Genomic DNA, 25,143 nt, shown 5'->3' on the forward strand with positions numbered 1-25,143 from the left:
CGCACGACGGAGGGCCCCGACCGATGCAAGCCACCGACACCTTCATGGATCACGAGATTCGCGTCGAGGCGACGCGCAACGCGAACGGCGCGTGGGTCGCGCACGTGCGGATCTTCCGCGACGGCGCGCCGGTCGACCTGCCCGCGCCCGAACTCGTCACGCCCGAATGGCTCACGTGCGACGAAGCGCTGCGCGGCGGTATCGACCAGGGCCGCGTGATCGTCAAGACGCGCGACCGCTAAGGTCGCGCGGTTCATCGCCGCATCCTCGGCGGGCAGCGCGCCGCGCGTTTCACGCATCGAAATCGAGATCGCCGATCAGGATTTCGCGGTCGCGCTGGGTCCGTGAACTGAAGTCGACCGGCAATTCCATCTGCCAGCGTTCGATCGTGACCGGCAGCGCCGCGAGATAGCGGTCGAAGCGGCTGCGGTCGGGCTCGGCCAGCAACGCATCGATCGCGTCGTCGCGCCACGCGAGCCGCGCGTTCAGCCGGTTCGGCAGCCCGGCCGTCGACGTGAGGCCGATCACGTCCACACAGGTCGGGCTCCCCTGCCCGTCGTGCGGCACGACTTCCACGCGCACTTCACCAGGCTGATACAGGCCGAGCACGCGCGCCGCGATGTGCGGCGCGAACTCGGTTTCGAAACGTGCGCGGATTTCAGGGCTCATCTTGCCTCCGGGTTCGAATCATGTCGTCACATGGCCGTCATGCGGCTGCAATCTGCCGCTCGAATGCCGCTTCCGCCTTCAGGCTGTCGAGATCGCGGCCGATCGTCGCGACCGCGAGCCGCGTGTCGCCGCGCCAGTACGCGATCGCGCAGTCGTGCGCGCCGAGGTCGCCGTCGATCTCGACGCGATCCCATTGCTCCGCATGCCCGACGTAGTTGATCGTCAGGTCGTAATGCTGGCTCCAGAAGAACGGCACCGCGTCGAACGGGCACTGCTGGCCAAGCATGTTGCGCGCCGCGACGATGCCCTGCCGCTCGGCGACGACCCAGTGCTCGACGCGAATGCGCTGGCCCGTCAGCGGATCGGGCCAGCGCGCGATGTCGCCGGCCGCGTAGATGCCGGGCACACTCGTCTGAAGGAAGCGGTCGACCGTCACGCCGCGCTCGACGGCCAGCCCCGCGTCCTGCGCGAGCGCGACGTTCGGGTGCACGCCGATGCCGACCAGCACGACGTCGGCCGGCAGCACGTCGCCGGTCGACAGCGTCACGCTGTCCGGCGTGATCCGCGCCGGCGTCGCACCGAGATGGAACACGACGCCGTGCGATTCGTGCAGGGCCTTGATCGTGTCGCCGAGCGCTTCGCCGAGCACGCGCGCCATCGGATGCGCATCGGGCGCGACGACCTGCACGTCGAGCCCGCGCGTGCGCAACGCGGCGGCCGCTTCGAGCCCGATGAAGCTCGCGCCGACCACCACGCAGCGGCGCGCCGTTTTCAGCTTGCCGATCAGCGCGTCGCAATCGGCGCGCGAGCGCAGCACGCACACGTGCGGCAGATCCGCGCCGGGCACGGTCAGCCGGTTCGGCTCGGCGCCCGTTGCCAGCAGCAGCGCGCCGTACCCGACACGGCTGCCGTCGGCCAGTTCGACCGCCTGCCGCGCGGGGTCGATCCGCGCGACACGCGTGCCGCACCGCACGTCGATCCGGTGGTCGGTATAGAACGACGGCGCACGCAGCGGCAGCCAGTCGGCGTCGGCCGTGCCGGCGAGATAGTCTTTCGACAGGTTCGGCCGGTCGTACGGCAGATCGGCATCGGCGGTGAGCATCGTGACGGGATGCGGATAACCGGCCTGTCGCAGCGTCACGGCGGCCGCGATCGCAGCGGCGCCGCCGCCGACGATCACCACCGACGCGGGCAGCCCGGCCGCATTCAGCGCGGGAGGCGCGGCGGCCGGCCGCGCATCGAGCACGACGGCACGGCCGTCGCGGCGTTCGACGCGCCAGCACGGGAGCCCGTCGAGCGCCGGTGCGCGCAGCAGTGCGCCCGTGCGCAGGCAGAACGCCGCGTGATGCCATGGGCAGTGGATCGTGTCGCCCTCCAGCAGGCCGTCGGCCAATGGCGCGCCGTAGTGCGGGCACTGCGCACCCACGGCAAACAGTTCGTCGGCGCGGCGCACGAGCAGCACCGCGGTATCGCCGACATGGCCCTCGATCATCGCGCCGTCGGCGAGATCGTCGAGCGCGATGCCTTGCGTGAGGTCGGGGCGTGAAGACGAAGCGTCGCTTCCAGTCATGACGTGGCTCCCTGAGAGTCAGGTAAGGATCCCATTATCGACATCCCATTTGAAAAGAACAGGTACAGACGCCTCCGCAGCGCACGCAAACACCGACTGTAGCTTGTACGCGAGCCATGACGGGCGTAGAACGTCATCAACGTTGCGGCGCAACACACCCGTTGCCTGCGAGGGCACGTCGCGCGTCCTGCGCAATCCGCGTGCCGCATCCCCCTTTCACCAGGAGTGCTACCCGATGGCCACCGTCCTGTGCGTGCTCTACCCCGATCCGGTCGACGGCTACCCGCCGCGCTACGTGCGCGATGCGATTCCGGTCATCACGCGCTACGCGGACGGGCAAACCGCGCCGACGCCGGCCGGCCCGCCCGGCTTCCGGCCCGGCGAACTCGTCGGCTCGGTGTCCGGCGCGCTCGGGTTGCGCGGTTATCTGGAGGCGCACGGCCACACGCTGATCGTCACGAGCGACAAGGACGGCCCCGATTCCGAATTCGAGCGCCGGCTGCCCGAAGCGGACGTGGTGATCTCGCAGCCGTTCTGGCCCGCGTACCTGACGGCCGAACGGATCGCCCGCGCGCCGAAGCTGAAGCTCGCGCTGACGGCCGGCATCGGCTCCGATCACGTCGATCTCGACGCCGCCGCTCGCGCGCATGTCACCGTCGCCGAAGTCACCGGCTCGAACAGCATCAGCGTGGCCGAGCACGTGGTAATGACGACGCTCGCGCTGGTGCGCAACTACTTGCCGTCGCATGCGATCGCGCAACAAGGCGGCTGGAACATCGCCGATTGCGTGTCGCGCAGCTACGACGTCGAGGGCATGCATTTCGGCACGGTCGGCGCGGGCCGCATCGGGCTCGCCGTGCTGCGCCGGCTGAAGCCGTTCGGCCTGCAGCTGCACTACACGCAGCGCCACCGGCTCGACGCGTCGGTCGAGCAGGAACTCGCGCTCACGTATCACGCCGATGCCGCGTCGCTCGCGAGCGCCGTCGACATCGTCAACCTGCAGATCCCGCTTTACCCGTCGACCGAGCACCTGTTCGACGCGGCGATGATCGCGCGCATGAAGCGCGGCGCATACCTGATCAACACCGCGCGCGCGAAGCTGGTCGACCGCGACGCGGTCGTGAATGCCGTCACGTCCGGACATCTCGCGGGCTACGGCGGCGACGTGTGGTTTCCCCAGCCGGCGCCGGCCGATCACCCTTGGCGTGCGATGCCGTTCAACGGGATGACCCCGCACATCTCCGGCACGTCGCTGTCCGCGCAGGCACGCTATGCGGCCGGCACGCTGGAGATCCTGCAGTGCTGGTTCGACGGCAAGCCGATCCGCAACGAATACCTGATCGTCGACGGCGGCACGCTCGCGGGAACGGGCGCGCAGTCGTACCGGCTGACGTGACGCCACGCGCCGCGCCCGACGCGCGGCGGTACGGTCAGTCGACGCAGCAGGCGGCGAGCTTGCCGACGGTCACGACCGCCTGCTCGATCTCCGGCGACCACGGGCTGCTGTAGTTGAGGCGGATGAAATTCCGGTAGCTGTCCGCGATCGAGAACATGTAGCCGGGCCCGATCGTGATGCCCTGCTCCAGCGCGAGCTGGTACAGCCGCATCGCGTCGACCTGCGCGGGCAACTCGACCCACAGCACGTACCCCCCCGCGGGGCTCGAGATGCGCGTGCCTTCCGGGAAGAACCGCGACACCATCGCCCGCATCAGGTTCGCCTGCTGCGCATATGCCTTGCGAATCCGCCGCAGGTGATGCTCGTAGCCGTCGCGTTCGAGAAACTCCGCGATCGCGAGCTGCGGCAACGACGGCGTCGCGAGCGTGTTCAGGAATTTCAGCTTCTCGACCTGCTCGCGATAACGGCCCGGCAGCGCCCAGCCGATCCGGTATGCGGCCGTCAGGCTCTTCGAGAACGACGCACAATGCAGCACGATGTCGTGGCGGTCGAACGACTTCAGCGTGCTCGGATGCATGTTGCCGAAGTACAGTTCGTTGTACACACCATTCTCGATGACCGGCAAGTCGGCCTTCGTCGCGAACTCGACCAGTTCGCGCTTGCGTTCGTCGGGCATCTGGAAGCCGAGCGGGTTCTGGAAGTTCGGCATCACCATGCACGCGGCGATCGGCTGCGACTTCGCGATCGCGGCCAGCGCCGCGATGTCGATTCCGTATTCCGGATGCGTGGCCACCTCGATCGCCTTCATCCCCATCCGCTCGATCGCGTGCAGCATCGCGTAGAACGTCGGCGATTCCACCGCGATCGTGTCGCCCGGCTTCGCCACCGCCTGCAGGCACAGGTTGATCGCCTCGGTCGCACCGACCGTCACGATGATCTCGTTCGGGTCCACCGACATCCCGTTTTCCAGGTAGCGGCGTGCGATCTGACGGATCAGCCGCGGATGCCCGGGCGGCAATCCGTCCGTCACGCCCCACAGCGACTTGTCGCGGCCGGCCGCATACGCGTAGCGGTTCAGCTTCTCGAACGGGAACAGGCTCGGGTCCGGGTACGGCGAACCGAGCGGCACGGCGTCGTCGGTGCCGATCGAACGCAGCGTCGACAGCACGAGCCGGCTCACGTCGACCGACGACGAGATCGCGATCGGCTTCGACGGTCGCAACTCGCGCACCGGCGCATGACCGTCGTCGCGCCGCAGGTTCACGAAATAGCCGGACTGCGGGCGGCTTTCGAGCAACCCGCGGCTTTCCAGCAGCAGATACGCGTGCAGCACGGTCGTGATGCTGATCCGGTGCTGCTGGCTCGCCTGCCGCACCGACGGCACACGATCGCCGTGTCGATATACGCGTTGCCGGATGAGTCTCTCTACGTCGTTTGCAAATTTCTCGTAGAGCTTCATCCGCCTCGCCCCGCCAGCGGTGAACCGGCCTGCGCTGCACGGGCGGCATGGCCGCGCCGGTGCACGAAGCCGGATAGCCGTGCCCGGGCGCGGGGGGCCCGGTTCGAACCTCGTCCGTTATCGAAATTGAAGGCGGATAGCAACGCGAATCTCATCTAGACAAGGTTCGGCATCCTACTGCGTCATTTCGACGAATGTAAGTGACAGTTTGGCGAGGAAACGCCAAATCCGGTTGGCGTGGTGAACAGATTCGAACGCGGCGGAACGGCCCGGCGCGGGGCCATTCATCGGGCGCACATGCAGGCGCATGGGCGCGCGTATTGCCGACGACCGGCGGCCGGCCACCCGCGAAGCCCGGTCATGCGCGGGCCTCGCGTGTGATCAAGCGTCGTCGACGTTGTCCGCGTAGTGGTCGATCGCGACCTTGCACTCGTCGAACACCACCGTCAGCCACGCGACGTCGTTCGACTCGACCCACTTGCGGATCTGCAGGAATTGCCCAGTGCCGAGATCGGCGACGCGGGCCGGATCGTCGGTCGTCACGTCGACGGCCGCGATCGCGCGCTTGCCGCTGCCGGGCAGCGGCGTCAACGTCGCCGCGATGTCGAAGCGACGGTACGATTGATCGATGCGCATGCGGTTCTCCAGAAGCAGGCCAAAAGGAAGCGTCTCAATCGAGCGCCTGGCGAAACACCTTGCCGCCGAATCCGGTCACGACGTTGTCGACCGAGAACGGCGTGTCCTCCTTCGCTTCGAGGATGACCGCGACGCTGCCGGGCACGAGCCGCGCCGCAATCGTCTCGACGAACGTGCCGTCGAGCAGCGCGTTGCCGGCCGCTTCCGCGAGAATGCCGGCCCCCGCGCCGGCCGCCATGCCGGTGACCACGCCGAGCGGACCGGCGAGCAGACCGAGCAGCCCGCCTGCGATCGCGCCGATCACGCCGCCCTTGAACGGCCGCGATTCGGCATCGAGCACCGCGAGCTTGCCGGTCGCGTCCTTCTCGACGACGACGCCGTTCTCGATGTGGAATCCCTCATGCTTGTCCGACAGCGCCCCGAAATCGCTCGCGGCCCGACGGGCCGTGTCGACGCTGCCGAACACGGCGACGATCAGTTGCCTGGTCATTCGATACCTCGCCCGGTTGGTTGGTCAGTTTGATCAGTTTGGCCGCTTTGGCTACTTTGGCCGCCTTGGCTGCTTACAGCCGCCGCGCCGCATGCGGCACGCCGCCCGCTCCTCACCGGCGCGCATGCACATCGTCCTCGACATCGTCGACGTCCGCCGGAAAGCGATGCTGGCCGAAACTCAGGATCAGCACGCCCACCGCGAGCAACACGATTCCGAACGTCGTCATCAGCATCCGCTCGGGGCTGTCGGTCGCCCCGCGCAGGATCAGGTCGCGCGCGAGCGACGTCATCGCAATGAACAGCGGAAACCGCACGGGCAGCCGGCCGAGCCGCAGGTAACGCACGTCCATCGCGAGCACTTCCAGGTACAGGAACATCAGCAGCAGGTCGGTCAGCGACACTTCGCCCGCCAGCACGACCTTCCACGCTTCCTGCGCCATCGCGAACGCGGTCGCGAGCCCGATCACGATCAGCCCGGCCAGCTCGGCCGCGTGAAGGAAATGGCCGAAGCGGCGGCGAATGCGCTCGGCCGGCGAGCAGGGAACGGTGGTCGTATTCAAGGTGACAGTCGCGTTGAGGAAACTTGAACGGCGCCGGGTGGCGGGAACGCCGCGTCGCGCGCGGCAGCATGCACGGTCCCGCTATCGGGTGCGTCGGGTGCGTCGGGTGCGTCGGGTGCATCGTGCGCGTCGGCCGCGTCAGGCGCATCCGGCACCGCCGGCGCGTGCGGGCCGGCGCCGATCGCCTGCTCGACCGCGGACAGCGTCCGGCGGCAGCATACGTGGAACGCGACGCCCGCATCGGAGCAGGCCACGTCGTCGTGCTCGCGGCACAGCAGCAGGCGGCAGCCGAGATACCGTTCGAGGCAGTCGATCCGTTCGCTCACCTGCGCTTCGTCGAGCCGCAGTTCGGACGCCGCGTCGGACAGGCCGCCACGCTCGACCACCGCGACATACACACGCATCGCTTCCAGCAGGTTCATGATGACGCTCCTCGTCGGCGGGCGCAGCGGAACCTAATCTACTGCACGCGGCATGCACGCTCAAGAGCACAGCGCCGCGCACGCCAGGAGTACAGCTGCGCGTGCGCCGCCCGAAACCCGGCCCTGTTTGACGCATTCGCATGACAGTTCGGCGATACGGGTTCCAAAGCCCCGCCGAAGCTGCTAGATTGCTTGCTCGACGACGTTACGCGGTGCGGGCCGGTCACGCGCCGCGCGGCCGGCCGCCACCGCCGCGGCCCGTTGCGCGAGGCACGCGCGACGTCCTTCATCCGCATGACACAAAGAGAACAGTCGCATGACACAGTTCAACCGTTCGCCTTCGCGCGCCACGGCCCGCCCGTCCCGACATGACTGACCGGCAGCCCGCGATGCAGACACCTCCCCCGCTCTCCCAGGCCGTTCACAGCCCGATCACGCGCAGCGCGATCTTCCTCGTGGCGACGATCAATCCCGGCGCCGAGCACGCCGACACGATCCGTTCGTGGTGCGGCGACATCGCCGCGCTCGTGCGCTCGGTCGGCAAGCGCGTGCCGGGCGGCAACCTCACCTGCGTATGCGGCTTCGGCGCCGACGCATGGGACGCGCTGTTCGGCGCCCCGCGCCCCGCCGCGCTGCATCCGTTCCGCGAGTTCGGCGCGGGGCAGCGCGTTGCGGTCGCGACGCCGGGCGACATCCTGCTGCACATCCGCGCGGAAGCGATGGACCTGTGCTTCGAACTCGCGACGCAGTTGCTCGGCGCGCTCGGCGATGCCGTCACGGTGGTCGACGAGGTGCACGGCTTCCGCAATTTCGACCAGCGCGCGATGATCGGCTTCGTCGACGGCACCGAGAACCCGGAAGGCCGCGAGGCGGTCGACTTCACGGTGATCGGCGACGAAGACGCGGAATTCGCGGGCGGCAGCTACGTGATCGTGCAGAAGTACCTGCACGACATGGCCGGCTGGAATGCGCTCGCGGTCGAGACGCAGGAACGCATCATCGGCCGCACCAAGTTGTCGGACATCGAACTCGCGCCGGACGTGAAGCCGTCGTGCTCGCACAGCTCGCTGACCACGCTCGACGAGAACGGCCAGGAAGTGAAGATCCTGCGCGACAACATGCCGTTCGGGCGCCCGGGCGCGGGCGAATTCGGCACCTACTTCATCGGCTACGCGCGCTCGCCGGCGCCGATCGAGCAGATGCTCGAGAACATGTTCGTCGGCCGGCCGCCCGGCAACTACGACCGCCTGCTCGACTACAGCCGCGCGGTCACCGGCTCGCTGTTCTTCGTGCCGTCCGCCGACCTGCTCGAAGCGCTCGCCGATCGCGCGGCGCCGGCCGCCGACGCCGCGCAGCCGGAAGCGTCGCCGTCCGCGCCGCATCGCGACGGTTCGCTGAAAATCGGCTCGCTGAAAGGCATCCCGTCGTAACGCAGGGCGCCGATGGCCGTCCGGCGCGCGACCGCGCGCCGGGCATGTCCGGAACCGCCTCTGTTCAGTCGGCCGCAGTGCGCGTGCAGCGCTGCGCAACAGCCCCCTCCACCGCGCCGCCGCTTATGGACGGTTACGCGCACAGGCTCGCATTCCCGGCACGCCGCCCACGCGACTCAACCCACCAGAATATAGAGCCAGTTCTTCGGCAACGCCCCGCCCGGGCCGTTGCTGCATGCCAGCAGCCGTTCGCCGGATTGGGGGTGCGTGATGCCGGTACGGAACGTCTCGATGGCCTTGCGCTCCAGACGGTCGAACGCGTTCCCGACCAGGTTGTGCGCTTCGAGATAGATCGGTGCCATCAGCTTGAAGTCAGGCTTGGTGGCGCGATGTTTCGCCAGCCGGGTGTACAGGTCGCTGGTGATGCCGATATAGAACTTGCTGTACTCCGGCTTCGCGGCGAACGCGTTCAATACCTGCCGCAAATGCCCGATCACATCCTCGTGATTGATGACGCCCGTCTTCAGCATGTATTTGTCTTCGGGCGAGACGAGTTGTAATGCCATGAACGACCTCCACTTGTTGTGAAGCATCAATAGGCTGCGTCTATGACTCATCCGGGCCCGGCTCCGACGACCGCCCAACCCCTGCTGGCAGACACCCGGCTGGATGAATGTTCGTAAGAATGCACGACTCGCGACAGGACGTCGACCGGAATTGATTCCGCACAGCGTCGAACGCGGCCCGGGCGACGGTGCCGCCGGCACGCCCCGGGTATCGCGGCAATCCAATCGCGGCATTCCGTGTTCGCCCACCTCCGCACCGCGCGAATTGCATCACAGTTGCGCGACCGCACGGTGTCGTTTCGATTTGTGCTGCAGCGGTGTCGATCGAGCCTGCTAATATTCATTTTCGTCCGCGATCGGCAGGCTGGCATCACGCACAGCCCGTCAGCCGATCGGCCCGCCATCAAGTGTTTCCGCTGACGTGAGGCAATCCAAATCCATGAATAACCTGCACCGCGAACTCGCCCCGATCTCGTCTTCCGCCTGGGAACAAATCGAGGAGGAAGTGGCACGCACGTTCAAACGATCGGTGGCCGGCCGCCGCGTCGTCGATGTCGACGGCCCCGAAGGCCCCGAGCTGTCGGCCGTCGGCACCGGGCACCTGGTCGCCGTCGACGCGCCGCGCGAGCACGTGAACGCGCGGCTGCGCGAAGTCCGCACGATCGTCGAGCTGACGGTGCCGTTCGAGTTGAGCCGCGATGCGATCGACAGCGTCGAGCGCGGCGCGCGCGATGCCGACTGGCAACCGGCGAAGGACGCCGCGCAGCGGCTCGCGTTCGCCGAAGACAACGCGATCTTCGACGGCTACCGGGCCGCCGGCATCGTCGGCATCCGCGAAGGCACGTCGAATCGCAAGCTCACGCTGCCGGCGGACGTCAGCGCGTATCCCGACGCGATCAGCGATGCGCTCGAGGCGCTCCGCCTCGCCGGCGTCGACGGCCCGTATTCGGTGGTGCTCGGCTCGGATGCGTACACGGCGCTCAGCGAGGCGCGCGACCAGGGTTATCCGGTCCTCGGCCATATCAAACGGATCGTCAGCGGCGAGATCATCTGGGCGCCGGCGATCAGCGGCGGCTGCGTGCTGTCCACGCGCGGCGGCGATTACGAGCTGCATCTCGGGGAAGACGTATCGATCGGCTACACGAGCCATACCGACAAGGTCGTCCGCCTGTACCTGCGCGAAACGTTCACGTTCCTGATGCTGACGAGCGAAGCATCGGTGGCCGTCGCGCCGCAGGGCAACCCAACGGCCTGACCTCGGCTGTCCGCGCGATGCCCGCCGGGCGTCGCGCGCGGCCGGCCGCACCGCCGGCCGCATGTTCGTCGCCGATCGAGCCCACTTTGCATGGAGTGTGTGATGAGCGAGTCGAATGAGGCATTACAGGCGCTGCAGGCGTCGGCCGACCAGTTGAAGAAGGCGGTCGACGCGAACGCGAGCCGCCAGGCCGGCGATACCGCCGTGCTGTTCACCGTCCTGTCGCTGGTCCTGGCCGAGTTGCCGCCCGACACACGCAACCTGATCGAGGATTCGTTCTCCGTCTGGGCCAATGGCCTGCCGGATACGGCACTGTCAACCGACGTGAAGCAGATCGCCCGGCAACGGCTCGCGATGACCCTCCCGGACTGACCGCGGCACGCCGCGGTTGCGCCTCGTCCGCGCCGGACCGTGCAACCCGCCTGCTCCTTCGGCCGCCACGCACGCATCGTCCGCGGTGCGCGCATGGTTGCATCCGGCCGCTCGCCGCATGCGCTCCGTGCGGCGCTTCCGTCGCGCCCGGCCACCCGCGGCACCCGCCATCCACCTGCAACCGGCGCCCTGCGCGCCCATGTCGCACCGCGCCCCGCTCGCGTGGCGCCCGCCCCGCTTTCCCGTCACCACGCGTTACGCGTGCCGCGCACGCCCGCGCCGCCGTGCATCCGCGCGTCTGTGCTCCTCTTCGTCCGCGCGCGCCCGCATCCGAGGGTGCAATTCGCGGCCGGGCCGGCGTGGAACTGTGTCTTGGATGGCCTCCGCCGATTCGCTATTTTGAACGCAGTCGAAGCGATGCCGTGGGCTCCTCCCGGCACGCACGCCTGCCGTCCTGACCGCGACCGCGCACGACGCCGGCGCGCACTGCGCGACAGCCCGGGCACGGCCCGCGCGCCGCCGTGCCGCCCTGCTTCATGTCGTGCGTTCGCGGTCGGGCCGCGCAAGCGCCGCACCGCATCGGGACTTCACCCTTCGACCCACTTTCACCGACAGGAGCCAGACCACCATGCCCGCACTTTGCGATATCTGCCACGCCCGGCCGGCCGTCGCGCGCGCAACCGTGATGCAGGACGGCGAGCGCAAGACCATCTCGATCTGCGACTACCACTTCCGTCAGCTGATGCGGCATCAAAGCATGCTGAACCCGTTCGATTCGCTGCTGGGCGGCGGCTCGTCGTCGCTGTTCGGCGGGCTCGGTGACGAATCGCCGCTCGCCGCCGAAGTCCCGCGCGAATCGGTCGACCCGACCGACGCGTTCAGCGAGCAGACGCTGGAACTGCTGCAGCGCGCGGCCGAGAAGGCGCACGAGCTGCGCCGCAGCGAGCTCGATTCCGAACACCTGCTTTACGCGCTCGCGGACACCGACGTGTGCGCCGCGCTGCTGAAGGAACTGAAGCTGTCGCCGCAGGACATCCGGTCGTACATCGACGAGCACGCGCACACCGGCACGGCCGACCCCGATGCGCCGCTCGACAAGCTGTCGATCTCGCCGCGCGTGAAGAAGGCCGTGCAGTACGCGTTCCAGGCGTCGCGCGATCTCGGCCATTCGTACATCGGCCCCGAGCACCTGCTGATCGGGCTCGCGTCGGTGCCGGACAGCGTCGCCGGCACGCTGCTGAAGAAATACGGCGTGACGCCCGAGGCGTTGCGCCAGAAAGTCGTGAAGGTGGTCGGCAAGGGTGCTGAGGACGGCCGCGTCGATGCGCCGACCGGCACGCCGAACCTCGACAAGTTCGGCCGCGACCTCACCGCGATCGCGCGCCAGGGCAAGCTCGACCCGGTGCTCGGCCGCGCGCAGGAAATCGAGAGCACGATCGAGGTGCTCGCGCGCCGCAAGAAGAACAACCCGGTGCTGATCGGCGAGCCGGGTGTCGGCAAGACGGCGATCGTCGAGGGGCTCGCGCAGCGGATCGTCAACGGCGACGTGCCCGAGGTGCTGCGCGACAAGCGGCTCGTCGAAGTCAACATCAACTCGATGGTGGCAGGCGCCAAGTATCGCGGCGAGTTCGAGGAGCGCGCGAAGCAGCTGATCGACGAAGTCACGGCGAAGCAGGACGAACTGATCCTGTTCATCGACGAGCTGCATACGATCGTCGGCGCCGGACAGGGCGGCGGCGAAGGCGGCCTCGACATCGCGAACGTGCTGAAACCCGCGCTCGCGCGCGGCGAGCTGAGCCTGATCGGCGCGACGACGCTCAACGAATACCAGAAGTACATCGAGAAGGACGCCGCGCTCGAGCGGCGCTTCCAGCCGGTGTTCGTGCCGGAGCCGAGCGTCGAGCAGACGATCGTGATCCTGCGCGGGCTGCGCGACAGCCTCGAGGCGCATCACCAGGTGACGTTCGCCGACGACGCATTCGTCGCGGCCGCGGAATTCGCCGACCGCTACATCACGTCGCGCTTCCTCCCCGACAAGGCGATCGACCTGATCGACCAGGCCGCCGCACGCGTGCGGATCGGCGCGACGTCGCGCCCGGTCGACATTCAGGAAGGCGAAGCGCAGATCGCGCAACTGAAGCGCGAGCAGGACTACGCGACCTCGCGCAAGCGCTTCGACGAAGCGAAGCAGTTCGAGGAGCAGATCAACGCGAAGCAGAAGGCCGTCGACGAGATGATGGAGGCGTGGCAGCGCAAGACGGGCTCCGAGACGCTCGAGGTGACGGTCGAATCCGTGGCCGAGGTCGTGTCGCGCCTGACCGGCATCCCCGTGTCCGAACTCACGCAGGAAGAACGCCAGAAGCTGCTGAAGATGGAAGAGCAACTGCGCGAGCGCGTGGTCGGCCAGAGCGACGCGGTGGTGGCCGTCAGCGATGCCGTGCGGCTGTCGCGCGCGGGGCTCGGCCAGACGCACCGGCCGATCGCGACGTTCCTGTTCCTCGGGCCGACGGGCGTCGGCAAGACCGAGCTCGCGAAGGCGCTCGCGGAGACCGTGTTCGGCGACGAACAGGCGATCATCCGCATCGACATGTCCGAGTACATGGAGCGGCACGCGGTCGCGCGGCTGATCGGCGCGCCGCCCGGCTACGTCGGCTACGACGAAGGCGGCCAGCTCACCGAGCGCGTGCGGCGGCGCCCGTACAGCGTGATCCTGCTCGACGAGATCGAGAAGGCGCACCCCGATGTGTACAACGTGCTGCTGCAGGTATTCGACGACGGCCGCCTGACCGACGGCAAGGGCCGCGTGGTCGACTTCAGCAACACGATCATCATCGCAACGAGCAACCTCGGCGCCGCGATCATCATGGACAACCTCACGCAGCCGGAAGTCGCGCGCAAGACCGACAAGGCGATCCGCGAGGAACTGATGCAGGTGCTGAAGGGCCATTTCCGCCCCGAGTTCCTGAACCGCATCGACGAGGTGATCGTCTTCCACGCGCTGTCGAAGGAAAACATCCGCTCGATCGTGCAGATCCAGCTCGACCGCGTGATCCGCACGGCCGCCGCGCAGGACATCACGCTCGTGATGGGCGATTCGCTCGTCGAGCACCTGACCGAAGCCGGTTACCAGCCGGAATTCGGCGCGCGCGAGCTGAAGCGCCAGATCCGCCAGACCATCGAGACGCGGCTCGCCAAGGAGATCCTCGCCAACCGGCTGAAGTCGGGCGACAAGTGCGAGGTCGACTACGACAAGGACAGCGACGAAGTGAAGTTCAACAAGCTCGCCGCGCCTGAAGCGAAGGAAGCGAAGGAAGCCGACGGCAAGGCCAAGCCCAACGGCAAGGCCGCCAAGGCAGCAGACGCGAAGCCGGACGACACGCCCGCCGACGCCCCGCCGCCCGCGGCGAAGCCCGGCAAGAAGTCGTCCGGCGCGAAGAAGGACGCACACTAAAACAACGCATGCCCTGCAACCCGGGGCACGCATGACCGGCTCCGTCCGCCGGACGGAGCCGCCCCACGCCGCGACACGGCGCAACCGAGCCACCCGCACCGGGCCCGGCTATTGGAGATTCACCATGACAAATCGACGCGAAGTGCCAGGCATCAGGAAGTACGACGGGCCCGCCGGCGGTTGGGGCGCGCTTCGCGCGACAGCCGACGCGGTGCGCACCCAGATGGAGACCATCGAGGCGCCGATCGTGCTGATGCGGACCAACCAGCCCGACGGCTTCGACTGCCCCGGCTGCGCGTGGCCCGACAAGGAACACAAGTCGACGTTCCAGTTCTGCGAGAACGGCGCGAAGGCCGTCACGTGGGAAGCGACGACCAAGCGCGTGACGCCCGAGTTCTTCGCGGCGAACACCGTGTCGTCGCTGCTGCGCATGTCGGACTACGAACTGGAGAACATGGGCCGGCTCACGCATCCGCTCGTCTACGATCGCGCGACGGACACGTTCCGCGAGATCGCATGGGACGATGCGTTCGCCCGCATCGGCGAAGTGCTGCGCGCGCTGCCGCCGGAGCAGGTCGAGTTCTACACGTCGGGCCGCGCATCGAATGAAGCCGCGTACCTGTACCAGCTGTTCGCGCGCGAGCTCGGCACCAACAACTTCCCCGACTGCTCGAACATGTGCCACGAGCCGACCAGCGTCGGCCTGCCGCAGTCGATCGGCATCGGCAAGGGCACCGTGTCGCTGGAGGATTTCGACCACTGCGAGCTGATCATCTCGATCGGCCACAACCCCGGCACGAACCACCCGCGGATGATGGGCACGCTGCACGAGTGCTCGCGGCGCAACGTGCCGATCATCGTGTTCAACCCGCTGCGCGAGCGCGCGCTCGAACGCTTCGCGGACCCGCAGGACATGATCGAGATGGCGTCGTTCGGCTCGACGCGGATCGCGTCGACGTACTACCAGGTCGACGCCGGCGGCGACGCGGCCGCGCTGAAGGGCATCATGAAGGCGTTGCTGAAGCTCGAAGCCGAGCAAGGCAACGTGCTCGACCGCGATTTCATCGCGCAGCACACCGACGGCTTCGACGCGTTCTCGGCCGACCTCGAAGCCACGTCGTGGGACGACATCGAACGCGCGAGCGGCCTCAGCCAGGCGCAGCTCGAACAGGTCGCGATCGCGTACGCGAAGTCGAACGCGACGATCGTCACGTACGGGATGGGCGTCACGCAGCACAACAAGGGCACCGCAACCGTGCGCCTGATCGCCGACCTGCTGCTGATGCGCGGCAACATCGGCAAGCCGGGCGCCGGCGTGTGCCCGCTGCGCGGCCATTCGAACGTGCAGGGCAACCGCACGGTCGGCATCACCGAGAAGCCGTCGGCCGAGTTCCTGAAGAAGATCGAGGACGTGTGCGGCTTCACGCCGCCCGCGCATCACGGGCACGACGCGGTGCAGGCGATGCAGGCGATGATCGACGGCACCGCGAAGGCGCTGCTGTGCCTCGGCGGCAACTTCGCGGTCGCGCTGCCCGATCCGGAACAGTCGTTCCCGGCGATGGCAAAGCTCGACCTGAGCGTGCATCTCGGCACGAAGCTGAACCGCTCGCACCTGCTGGTCGCGAAGGAAACCTTCGTCCTGCCGGTGCTCGGCCGCACCGAACTCGACATGCAGGCCACCGGCCGCCAGTCGATCACCGTCGAGGATTCGATGTCGATGGTCCACGCGTCGGCCGGCAAGCTCAAGCCGGCGTCCGACCAGCTGCGCTCGGAGCCCGCGATCGTTGCGGGAATCGCGCTTGCGACGCTGCCGAACAGCAAGGTCGCATGGCTCGACCTGATCGCCGACTACGACCGCATCCGCGACCTGATCGACCGCACGGTGGCCGGCTTCGAGGCGTTCAACGAGCGCATCCGCACGCCGGGCGGCTTCCGGCTGCCGCTGCCGCCCACCGAACGCGTGTGGCCGACGCCGACCGGCAAGGCGATGTTCTCGGTCTACAAGGGCGTGAAGGAGGATGCCGACGTGCTCGGCGGCGAGCAGGTGCTGCGGCTCATCACGCTGCGCAGCCACGACCAGTACAACACGACGATCTACGGGCTCGACGATCGTTATCGCGGCGTGTTCGGGCGTCGCGACGTGCTGTTCATGAACCCGGCCGATCTCGCGAAGTACGGGCTCGAACACGGCGACCTCGTCGACATCGAGACGATCACCGCCTCGGGCCGCACGCTGCGTCTCGAGAAGATCACCGCGATCGAGTACGACATCGCGCCGGGTTCGGTCGGCGCGTACTACCCGGAAGCGAACGTGCTCGTGCCGCTCGACTACATCGACAAGGAAAGCGGCACGCCGTCGTACAAGTCGGTGCCGGTGCACGTCGTGCGCTCGGCGGTGGTCTGATCCGCGGGCAGGCAGGTTCGCGTCGCGGCACGCCGCGCGCCTGAACCCGCCTGCCGCCCCGCGCCCGCCTTTCCCGGCCGCCGCATCCCAACCGATGCGGCGGCCGTTTCGTTTCATCGCGCCGAACGACGCCCGGTTTACCGCACCGCCGTCGGCGGCATCGTCGCGCCCGTCTGCCGGCGCCGATACGCGCTGTCGCGCGTCGCGAGCCAGTAGTACAGCGGCGACGTCAGCGCGAGCCCCACGAGCCACGACAGGTCCGCGCCGCCGAGATGCGCGGGAATCGGGCCCGCATACATCGGCGTGTTCATGAACGGGATCTGCACGAGGATGCCGATCGCATACGCGAGCAGCGCCTGCGGGTTGAAGCGGCCGTAGATCCCGCCGTCGGCCATGAAGATCGACTGGATGTCGTACTTGCCCTTGTGGATCACGTAGAAGTCGATCAGGTTGATCGCGGTCCACGGCACCAGCACGACGAGCAGCGCGAGCACGAGATCGACGAGGTTGCCGACGAAGTTCGTCGACGCGCCGATCGCCGCGTAGCAGCACGCGACGAAGGTCACGACCGACACCACCGCGCGCGCCTTCGCGGTCGGAATCCATTTGTACGCGAACGTCTGCACCGACGTGATCACCGCGAGCACCGCGCCATACAGGTTCAGCGCGTTGTGGCTGATCACGCTCAGCAGGAACAGCACGAGCATCAGCGGGCCGAGCGGGCCGGTCGCCTGCTTGACCGCATCCATCGTGTCCGCGCCGGCCGGCACCGCGAGCACCGCGACCGCGCCGAAGATGAACGCGAGCGTCGAGCCGATCGTGCAGCCGAGGTAGGTCGCCCAGAACGTCGACGCCACGCCGACGTTTTCCGGCAGATAGCGCGAATAGTCCGACACGTACGGTGCGAACGCGATCTGCCACAACGCCGACAGCGACACCGTCGCGAGCCAGCCCGCGAAGTCGAAGCCGCCGCGCGTCAGGAAATCGCCGGTCGTCACGTGCGTGAGGATCATCCAGAAGCCGACGACGATGCCGATGCCGAGCACCCACGTGCCGATCCGGTTCAGGATGTGGATGAACCGGTATCCGACGATCCCGATCAGCCCCGAGCCCACCGCGCCGATCACGATGCCGACGGGCACCGGCACCGACGCTGCGATGCCGTGCACCGACTTGCCGGCGAGCACGATGTTCGACGCGAAGAAGCCGACATACATCACGGCCGCGATCACGGTCACGAGCAGCGCGCCCCACGAGCCGAACTGCGCGCGGCTCTGGATCATCTGCGGGATGCCCATCTGCGGCCCCTGCGCCGAATGCAGCGCCATCAGCACGCCGCCCACCGCCTGGCCGACGACGATCGCGACGATGCCCCATAGCAGGTTCAGGTGGAACATCTGCACGCCGAGCGCGCCGGTCACGATCGGCAGCGGCGCGATGTTGCCGCCGAACCAGAGCGTGAACAGGTCGCGCACCTTGCCGTGGCGCTCGGCGGGCGGCACGTAGCCGATCGTGTGCTTCTCTATCATCGGGGACGCATTGCGTTCCGCGTTCGTCATGGTGAAGTCTCCTGTCCTGCGCGGCGATGCGCGCGTGCCGTGTCAGCCGGCGCGCGTCGGGGTGCGCGCCTGCAATCGGGTCCGGATACGCGAACGACGACGCACCGCGTGCACGCGCGGCGGAGTCGAACGCAGCAGCCAAAACACTCGCGGGGACGGATGACATGCCCCGCCGGCGCGTGTGCGGCCGCTTCGTGATCGTGGTGATCGTCGCGATCCAGGTTGGAGACGATGGTGCGCCACGGGTATCGCGACCGGAAAATACTAAAAATATTTCCGGGACATACGAAAAAGCTCTGCAGCGGAAATTCCGGCGCCGGGGCCTTTCAGGTAAGGTGCTACGCACAACCATGGACAGATTGCGCCCGGGCGGCACGCCGGGGCCGTGCATCAGAGGTGCGTGTGGCTCACTACACTTTGCGGCAACTGAAATACTTCGTGACGACGGTGGAGTCCGGCAGCGTGGCCGAGGCCTCGCGCCAGCTCTTCATCGCGCAGCCGTCGATCTCCAGCGCGATCAAGGGGCTGGAAGAAAGCTTCGGCGTGAAGCTGTTCATTCGTCATCATGCGCAGGGCGTATCGCTGACGCCGGGCGGCACGCGCTTCTACCGGAAAGCGCAGGAGCTGCTGCGCATCGCGCACGAATTCGAACAGAACGCGCTCGCCGACAACGACGTGATCACCGGGCAGATCGACATCGGCTGCTTCGAGACGGTCGCGCCGCTCTACCTGCCGCAACTGATCGCGGGCTTTCGCGAGCGCTACCCGGGCGTGAACATCCGGCTGCGCGACGGCGACCAGCAGGAACTCGTGCAGGGCCTCACGTCCGGCACGTTCGATCTCGCGCTCATGTACGACCACGATCTCGACGGCACGATCGAGACCGAGCCGCTGATGCCGCCGCAGCAGCCGTACGTGCTGCTGCCGGAGAACCACCGGTTCGCGGGCCAGACGCACGTGTCGTTGCGCGACCTCTGCGTCGAGCCGATGATCCTGCTCGACGTGCAGCCGAGCCGCACGTATTTCGTCAGCCTCTTTCACGAACTCGGGCTGACGCCGAACATCGTGTTCGGGTCGCCGTCGATCGAGATGGTGCGCGGGATGGTCGGCCAGGGATTCGGCTTCTCGCTGCTCGTCACGCGCCCGCATTCCGAATACACATACGACGGCCAGCGGGTCGTGACGATCGGCCTCAGCGAAACGGTGAGCCCGTCGGGGCTCGTGAGCGCGCGGTTGAAGCGCGGCCAGCTCACGAAGCAGGCGCAGTCGTTCGTCGACTTCTGTCGCGAGCGGCTCGCGCAGATCGTCGCGGAAACGGCGAGATAAGACGCGCAAACACGCACGCACCGCGCGAGGCAGTGCGTGCGTGTTTGCAGTGACGATTTCAGGCGGCCGACGACAAATAGGCGGCCAGACGACCCAGCATCGCGTCGCATCCATGCAGCTGGTCGAGCGTGACGAACTCGTCGGGCTTGTGCCCCTGGTCCATGCTGCCGGGCCCGCATACCACGGCCGGAATCCCGGCCTGCCCGAACAGCCCGCCTTCGGTGCCGAATGCGACCGTGCCGAACGCATCGGAACCGCTCAGCATCGCGAGCAGGCGCGCGGCCTCGCTGTCCGGCGCAGTGGCCAGCCCCGGATACGCGCCCAGCGGCTGCAATCGAATGTCGGTATCGGGCTGCACCGCACGCATTCGCGGCAACAGTTCGGATTCCGCATAGTCCTGCAGCTTGCGCGGCACGTCGTGCGCGTCGAAATCCGGCAGTGCTCGCACCTCGAAGTCGAATTCGCATTCGGCCGGCACGATGTTCAGCGCGCGGCCGCCCTTGATCAGCCCCGTCTGCACGGTCGAGAACGGCGGATCGAAACGGCCGTCGTGCCGTTCGGGCCGCGCGAGCGCCGCGCCGATCTCGCCGAGCCGGCCGATCAGCTTCGCCGCATAGTCGATCGCGTTGACGCCCGACGGCGCATACGCCGAATGGCACGCGGCCCCCTTCACGTGGCAGCGCATCGCGAGCTTGCCCTTGTGGCCGAGCACCGGCTTCAGCCCGGTCGGCTCGCCGATCAGGCACAGGCGCGGCCGGTGCGGGCGCGCGGCCAGGGCGTCGAGCATCGGCCGCACGCCGAGGCAGCCGACTTCCTCGTCGTACGAGAACGCGAGATGCACGGGCACGCGCAGCGGCCGTGCGACGAACGCCGGCACGGCGGCGAGCGCCGACGCGATGAAGCCCTTCATGTCGGCCGTGCCGCGCCCGTACAGGCGGCCGTCGCGCTCGGTCAGCCGGAACGGCTCGACCGTCCACGCCTGCCCGTCGACCGGCACCACGTCGGTATGGCCCGACAGCGCGATGCCGCCGCGATCGCGCGGACCGATCGTCGCGTACAGGCTCGCCTTCGTCCGTTCCGCGTTGTAGAACAGTTCGCTCTCGACGCCGAAGCCCGCGAGATAGTCGCGGATGAAACCGATCATCTCGAGATTCGAATCGCGGCTGACCGTCGCGAAACCGATCAGCCGCTCGAGCAGCACGCGGCTCGACGTGTCATTCATCGCCCGGTACTCCGTAGCTCGGCGCGGCGGTCGGGTTCAGCGCGCGTGTCTGGTAGTCCTGCATCTGCGGCCGATACGCTCGCCACAGCGCATCGAGCTGCCCGACCGGATCGGCTTCGGCCCAGTCGACGCGCAGGTCGACGATCGGCCAGGTCACATCGCCGGCCACCTTCAGCGCGGCCGAATGCACCGGCCCCGCCTCGCCGCCGGCCGCCATCGCCGCATGCATCGCGGCGAGCAGGCGATCGGCGAGCAGGCCGGGCGCCTGTTCGAAGGCGCGCGCCATCGCGTCGATCACGTCCGGCGAAGCCAGCAGGTTGCCGGCCGCCACGCACTGTTCGCCGCGCACCGCGTGATGCGTGCCGAGCGCTTCCTTGCCGGTGAAGCACGCCGTCTGCCCGTGCCCGTCGATCACCGTGACCTGCCGGTACTGGCTCCAGCCGTTCGCGCTTAGCGCGCGGTCGAGCGCCGCGGCGGGCGCGAGCTGTTCGTGCTCGATCAGGTCGAGTATCTGCGGGCCGAGCGCCGGCAGCGTGATGTTCTGCGTCGCGACGGCGCCGACGCCCGCGCGCACCCACGGGCAGCGCGCGCCCACCGCGATGCTCGACGAGCTGATCGCGATGCCGAGCTGGCCCGTCTCCGGGCAGCGCCCGACGATGGAAAAAGTCATGTCGCCTCCTATGCGCGGTTCGGCTGCCAGTTGTCCGGAATCACGGCGATCACGTCGATTTCCATCAGCCACTGCGGCTGGCCGAGCGCGGACACGACGAGCCCCGTCGAGATCGGATACACGCCCTTCAGCCACTTGCCGACTTCCTGGTACACCGGCTCGCGATAACGCGGGTCGATCAGGTAGGTCGTCGTCTTCACGATGTGCGTGAGGTCGCTGCCGGCTTCCTCCAGCAACTGCCTGACGTTCTTCATCGCCTGCTCGGCCTGCGCGCGCGGGTCGCCGAGGCCGACCAGGTTGCCGTCGAAGTCGGTGCCGACCTGGCCGCGCACGTAGACGGTGTTGCCGGCCCGCACGGCCTGGCACAGGTCGTTGTCGAGCGTCTGGTTCGGGTAGGTATCCTTCGTGTTGAACATGCGGATACGGGTATGGGTCGGTTGGCTCATCGAAATCCTTCAGTCGTCAGGGGGCACGCCGCCGCACCGGGCGCGAACACCATCGCGGTACGGCAGGCAGCATGGGGTCGGTCAGTTGACCGCGTCGGCGAGCGGCCGCGCGTCGGCCTGCGACGCGGCGCCGCCCGGCTCCGGGCGCGATGCCGAGCGGCGCTGCGATGCGTCGTGGTATTCGAGGTAGGTGCGCTGCGTCGCGATGTGATCGGCGATGTGCCGCGCGTCGTGCCACACGCCCCAGATGAAGCTGGAGCCGCGCCGCGACAGCCATGGCAGCCCGAGGAAATAGATGCCCGGCTCTTTCGACACGCCGCGCTGGTGCTGCGGCTTGCCGTTCGCGTCGAACGCATCGACCTTCAGCCAGCCGTAGTCGACCGCATATCCCGTCGCCCAGACGATCGACGTGACGCCCGCGCCGGCGAGATCGAGCGCGAGGATCGGGTGCGCGACGCAGTCCGGGTTCGGCAGGATGTGGCGCGCGTCGGGTTCGGCCGGCAGGTCGAGGCCGTTGCGGGCCGCATAGGCGTCGGCCGCGTCGAGCAGCGACAGGTAGTTCTCGTCGCCGCGCGCGAGATTGATCGCGAGGTCGCGCTCGAACGTGGCCACGCCGCCGCTGAACGACTTCGTCAGCCCGACGAGCGTCACGCCCTGGTTCGCGAGCTTGCGGAAATCGACCGTATGGCCGCCGCGCGCGCCGCTCACTGCGATCGTCACGTGTTCGCGGCCGGGCGTCGCGACTTCCTTGTCCCATTCGCCGAGCACGCCGAGCCACCAGCAGAAGTCGCGGCCGCGATACGCGCGCGGCGGGCGGTCGTGCGGGCCCACCGACAGGTAGACCCGGCGGCCCGCGCGCTGCAGCTCGTCGGCGATCTGCACGCCCGACGAACCCGCGCCGACCACCAGCACCGCGCCGTCCGGGAGCTGGCCCGGGTTGCGGTAGTCGGCGGAATGAAACTGCACGAGGCGCGCGTCGTCCGGTGCGATCGGCGGAATCACCGGGCGCTGGAACGGCCCCGTCGCGACGACCACGCGGTTCGCCTCGATCGTGCCGTCGGACGTCTCGACGACGAAACCCGGCTTGCCCGTATTGCGCACGACCCGCTTCACCTCGACGCCGGTGCGGATCGGCGCGTCGAACTTGCGCGCATACGCTTCGAAGTAGTCCGCGACCTGGTCTTTCGACGCGAATGCGTCGGGGTCGAGGCCGTCGAATTCGAGCCCCGGGAAGCGGTCGTGCCACGCGGGGCCGTTCGCGACCAGCGAATCCCAGCGCCCCGTGCGCCAGCGTTCGGCGATGCGGCTGCGCTCCAGCACGAGATGCGGCACGCCCAGCTTGCCCAGGTGCTCGCTCATGGCCACGCCGGCCTGACCGGCGCCGACGACGAGCGTATCGATTGAGGTTGTTTCGACTGCCACGGCTGTCTCCTTCTGAAGTGCGGCTCGGCGCGACCCGCGTGCTGTCGCTCGAGCTGGAATGGAGACATTCTGCTGACACGCCGCTTGCGGCGAAATGATGATTTTTGTTGGTGTTGATGAGCAAAAAGCTGGGGGGCGCGCGGGCGGCGAGCGGCACAGGACGACACGCCTGTGTTGCACCGGCGCCCGCCCGGACGGCGGGCGCCGGCTTCAACCGGTCGCGCCGGCTACGCGTTCGTCCATGCGCCGGCGCCCTGCCGATACTGGATCACGCCGCCGTTGATCCGCACCCGCAGGTTGCCGTCCGGCAGCGGCACCCAGTTCTGCATGTCGAGGCTCAGCATCAGCGCGGCGAAGAAATCCCGCAGCTGTTGCGACTCGCTGGCCTGCCAGAGATCGATGCGCCCGAGGCAGGTACGCAGGTCGCCGCTCTGCTGCATGATCGTCTCGACCTGCCCGGCCACGTTCGCCGACGGGTCGTACACCTTCGTACCGTCGTCGCTGACGATCGACAGATGGATCGCGCGCACCGACGCCGGCTGGCCCGGCGTCTGCTCGACGAGCGCGATGCAGCTCGTCATCGCGCCGAAATCGATTTCCGTCGCATCTCCCCAGATGCGCTCGCCAACCGCCAGCGGCGCGGGACCTTGTACGTTCCGAATGTCGTAGGGCATGGGTTCCTCACTTGACTCGATGGGACTGCCGGTGGCGGGCCCGCGACATGTCCGGGAAGCGGACACGCGTCGTTCCCGCCGCTCACCTCCCGCGTCAGGCCTGGCGGCCCGGCGGGTCGTGTCGATTGATTCCTGGTCGCCGCGCGCGGTCGCGCGCTACGCACCCTTCTTGTCCAGCAGCGCCTGATACCGCTGCAGGCTCTCGTCGATCTTGTCGAGCGCGATGCTCGCGGCCTCGCCTTCGATCGCCTCCGCGGCACCTGCGACGACCGCCGCCGTCGCGACGAACAGGTCGGTCAACAGCAGGCCCACCGCATCCATCGCCATCCCGCGCACGTTCTCGTCGATGGTCTTCTGCGCCAGGTCCTTCATCAGCACGCTCTTGCCCGCGATCGCCAGCGACGTCGACGCCTCGAAGTAGTTGGCCGCCGCCTGCGCGACCATCCCGCCCGCCTGCGTGATCATCATGTTCGGGCCGACGGCGATCTGCGTCGTCGCGTAGGACGCCGCCTCCGCGTTGATCGCCTGCACGGTCTGCAGCGTCGAACCGCCGCCCCCGGCCGGACCGGCGACCTGGTTCGGCGCCTTCAGCGCATCGGTGAGCCTGCGCAGCCGGTTGACCGGCCATGCGCGCGCGCCGGCCTTCGGCGCCGCGACGGGCGGCGCGACATCGGCGGGTGTCGTTGCGTCGGCCGGCGTCGTTGCGCCTGCTGCCGCGGACGCGCCATCGTGCGGCGCCTGCGGCGCACCGTCGCCGCGTCCGCCCAAAAGGCCTTTCATGTTCATGGTTCAGGTATCCCGAGAGTCGACTAATGCGTGGAACCCGTCTGCGGCCCGGCCGCCGGGGCTTGCGCCGCGCCGCCCGATGCCGGCTTCGGCGACGCTTCGACGGACAGGATCATGGCCACCGCCTTCGACACGACGGCGTTCGAAATCTGGTTCAGCGCCGCCTGCTGCTGCGTCATGTTCTGCGCCGAGATGCCGACGGCCTGGCTGAACATCTGGTAAAGCATGCCCAGCGCCTGGGCCGGGGATCCCGCGACGACGTTGACATTGGTCTGCGTCAGCGCGTCGGTAACCTGCTCATTGACTTTGTCTGCCACGAGGCCTCCTCGGATCTCGGCTCCGGCATGCGATTGAAG

24 protein-coding genes are annotated in these 25,143 nt (G+C 68.2%); 8 read left to right on the forward strand and 16 right to left on the reverse strand.

Annotation, left to right across the window (positions count from 1 at the left end; genetic code table 11):
* The first annotated feature begins 23 nt into the window (after positions 1-23).
* Positions 24-242 carry a DUF6566 family protein gene (locus VK92_RS35150; RefSeq protein ID WP_048028543.1) on the forward strand — a complete coding sequence of 73 codons (219 nt, stop codon included), beginning with the start codon at positions 24-26 and terminating at the stop codon, positions 240-242.
* Positions 243-291: 49 nt separating this feature from the next.
* Here VK92_RS35150 and VK92_RS35155 read toward each other — a convergent pair whose 3' ends face one another.
* Positions 292-669 carry a DUF5594 family protein gene (locus VK92_RS35155; RefSeq protein WP_021163825.1) on the reverse strand — a complete coding sequence of 126 codons (378 nt, stop codon included), beginning with the start codon at positions 667-669 and terminating at the stop codon, positions 292-294.
* Positions 670-706: 37 nt separating this feature from the next.
* On the reverse strand, positions 707-2,239 hold the full coding sequence (locus VK92_RS35160; protein ID WP_048028542.1) for an FAD-dependent oxidoreductase: 1,533 nt from the start codon (positions 2,237-2,239) through the stop codon (positions 707-709).
* Between the two features lie 235 nt (positions 2,240-2,474).
* Between VK92_RS35160 and VK92_RS35165 the strand changes: the two genes are divergently transcribed.
* The gene (locus tag VK92_RS35165; protein WP_048028541.1) at positions 2,475-3,635 is read left to right on the forward strand and encodes an NAD-dependent formate dehydrogenase; all 1,161 of its coding nucleotides are present in this window, start codon (positions 2,475-2,477) and stop codon (positions 3,633-3,635) included.
* A 34-nt stretch (positions 3,636-3,669) separates the two neighbouring features.
* Here the strand turns inward: VK92_RS35165 and VK92_RS35170 are convergent, their stop codons facing one another.
* From VK92_RS35170 to VK92_RS35190, 5 genes are all read right to left on the reverse strand, one after another.
* Complete coding sequence (locus tag VK92_RS35170; protein WP_048028539.1) at positions 3,670-5,094, reverse strand: aminotransferase-like domain-containing protein; 1,425 nt, start codon at positions 5,092-5,094, stop codon at positions 3,670-3,672.
* Positions 5,095-5,475: 381 nt separating this feature from the next.
* Positions 5,476-5,730 carry a hypothetical protein gene (locus VK92_RS35175; protein ID WP_021157957.1) on the reverse strand — a complete coding sequence of 85 codons (255 nt, stop codon included), beginning with the start codon at positions 5,728-5,730 and terminating at the stop codon, positions 5,476-5,478.
* A 34-nt stretch (positions 5,731-5,764) separates the two neighbouring features.
* Entirely contained in the window at positions 5,765-6,220 is a 456-nt protein-coding gene (locus VK92_RS35180; protein WP_048028537.1) for a DUF1269 domain-containing protein, read from the reverse strand.
* Between the two features lie 112 nt (positions 6,221-6,332).
* On the reverse strand, positions 6,333-6,782 hold the full coding sequence (locus VK92_RS35185) for a phosphate-starvation-inducible protein PsiE (protein WP_048028536.1): 450 nt from the start codon (positions 6,780-6,782) through the stop codon (positions 6,333-6,335).
* On the reverse strand, positions 6,779-7,204 hold the full coding sequence (locus tag VK92_RS35190; RefSeq protein ID WP_048028535.1) for a LysR family transcriptional regulator: 426 nt from the start codon (positions 7,202-7,204) through the stop codon (positions 6,779-6,781). Before VK92_RS35190 ends, VK92_RS35185 begins: the two co-directional genes overlap by 4 nt.
* A gap of 368 nt (positions 7,205-7,572) precedes the next feature.
* Between VK92_RS35190 and VK92_RS35195 the strand changes: the two genes are divergently transcribed.
* Positions 7,573-8,634 carry a Dyp-type peroxidase gene (locus VK92_RS35195; RefSeq protein WP_048028533.1) on the forward strand — a complete coding sequence of 354 codons (1,062 nt, stop codon included), beginning with the start codon at positions 7,573-7,575 and terminating at the stop codon, positions 8,632-8,634.
* 176 nt (positions 8,635-8,810) lie between these two features.
* On the opposite strand, the gene VK92_RS35200 is transcribed toward VK92_RS35195, so the two are convergent.
* Positions 8,811-9,200, reverse strand: coding sequence for a GIY-YIG nuclease family protein (locus tag VK92_RS35200; RefSeq protein WP_021157953.1), 390 nt, complete (start codon positions 9,198-9,200; stop codon positions 8,811-8,813).
* 439 nt (positions 9,201-9,639) lie between these two features.
* Between VK92_RS35200 and VK92_RS35205 the strand changes: the two genes are divergently transcribed.
* The 4 genes from VK92_RS35205 (at position 9,640) to VK92_RS35220 (ending at position 16,682) form a co-directional block, all read left to right on the forward strand.
* A complete protein-coding gene (locus VK92_RS35205; RefSeq protein WP_021157952.1) occupies positions 9,640-10,455 on the forward strand; it encodes a family 1 encapsulin nanocompartment shell protein in 816 nt (271 codons plus the stop codon).
* A 102-nt stretch (positions 10,456-10,557) separates the two neighbouring features.
* A complete protein-coding gene (locus VK92_RS35210) occupies positions 10,558-10,827 on the forward strand; it encodes a hypothetical protein (protein ID WP_048028530.1) in 270 nt (89 codons plus the stop codon).
* A 628-nt stretch (positions 10,828-11,455) separates the two neighbouring features.
* Positions 11,456-14,278 carry an ATP-dependent Clp protease ATP-binding subunit gene (locus VK92_RS35215; RefSeq protein ID WP_048028528.1) on the forward strand — a complete coding sequence of 941 codons (2,823 nt, stop codon included), beginning with the start codon at positions 11,456-11,458 and terminating at the stop codon, positions 14,276-14,278.
* Between the two features lie 124 nt (positions 14,279-14,402).
* Entirely contained in the window at positions 14,403-16,682 is a 2,280-nt protein-coding gene (locus VK92_RS35220; protein WP_048028525.1) for an FdhF/YdeP family oxidoreductase, read from the forward strand.
* A gap of 137 nt (positions 16,683-16,819) precedes the next feature.
* Here VK92_RS35220 and VK92_RS35225 read toward each other — a convergent pair whose 3' ends face one another.
* On the reverse strand, positions 16,820-18,241 hold the full coding sequence (locus VK92_RS35225) for a purine-cytosine permease family protein (protein WP_048028524.1): 1,422 nt from the start codon (positions 18,239-18,241) through the stop codon (positions 16,820-16,822).
* A 402-nt stretch (positions 18,242-18,643) separates the two neighbouring features.
* Here VK92_RS35225 and VK92_RS35230 point away from each other — a divergent pair, with 402 nt between their 5' ends.
* Complete coding sequence (locus tag VK92_RS35230; RefSeq protein ID WP_042973786.1) at positions 18,644-19,567, forward strand: LysR substrate-binding domain-containing protein; 924 nt, start codon at positions 18,644-18,646, stop codon at positions 19,565-19,567.
* Between the two features lie 58 nt (positions 19,568-19,625).
* Here the strand turns inward: VK92_RS35230 and argE are convergent, their stop codons facing one another.
* The 7 genes from argE to VK92_RS35265 all read right to left on the reverse strand — a co-directional run bounded on the left by argE (position 19,626) and on the right by VK92_RS35265 (position 25,104).
* Positions 19,626-20,789: an acetylornithine deacetylase gene (argE, locus tag VK92_RS35235; RefSeq protein WP_048028522.1), complete on the reverse strand. Its 1,164-nt coding sequence runs from the start codon at positions 20,787-20,789 to the stop codon at positions 19,626-19,628.
* Complete coding sequence (locus VK92_RS35240) at positions 20,782-21,459, reverse strand: DUF1028 domain-containing protein (RefSeq protein WP_048028520.1); 678 nt, start codon at positions 21,457-21,459, stop codon at positions 20,782-20,784. Before VK92_RS35240 ends, argE begins: the two co-directional genes overlap by 8 nt.
* Before the next feature lie 8 nt (positions 21,460-21,467).
* Positions 21,468-21,905: a RidA family protein gene (locus VK92_RS35245; RefSeq protein WP_021157943.1), complete on the reverse strand. Its 438-nt coding sequence runs from the start codon at positions 21,903-21,905 to the stop codon at positions 21,468-21,470.
* 81 nt (positions 21,906-21,986) lie between these two features.
* Positions 21,987-23,327: a flavin-containing monooxygenase gene (locus VK92_RS35250; protein ID WP_048028518.1), complete on the reverse strand. Its 1,341-nt coding sequence runs from the start codon at positions 23,325-23,327 to the stop codon at positions 21,987-21,989.
* A gap of 227 nt (positions 23,328-23,554) precedes the next feature.
* Positions 23,555-24,001: a hypothetical protein gene (locus tag VK92_RS35255; RefSeq protein ID WP_048028516.1), complete on the reverse strand. Its 447-nt coding sequence runs from the start codon at positions 23,999-24,001 to the stop codon at positions 23,555-23,557.
* 156 nt (positions 24,002-24,157) lie between these two features.
* Positions 24,158-24,787 carry a hypothetical protein gene (locus VK92_RS35260; protein ID WP_048028514.1) on the reverse strand — a complete coding sequence of 210 codons (630 nt, stop codon included), beginning with the start codon at positions 24,785-24,787 and terminating at the stop codon, positions 24,158-24,160.
* Between the two features lie 23 nt (positions 24,788-24,810).
* Positions 24,811-25,104, reverse strand: coding sequence for a RebB family R body protein (locus tag VK92_RS35265; RefSeq protein ID WP_021157938.1), 294 nt, complete (start codon positions 25,102-25,104; stop codon positions 24,811-24,813).
* Positions 25,105-25,143: the final 39 nt, after the last annotated feature.

It is taken from the genome of Burkholderia sp. LK4, assembly GCF_001043615.1.
In the GTDB taxonomy this organism is placed as follows: Bacteria; Pseudomonadota; Gammaproteobacteria; order Burkholderiales; family Burkholderiaceae; genus Burkholderia; species Burkholderia cepacia.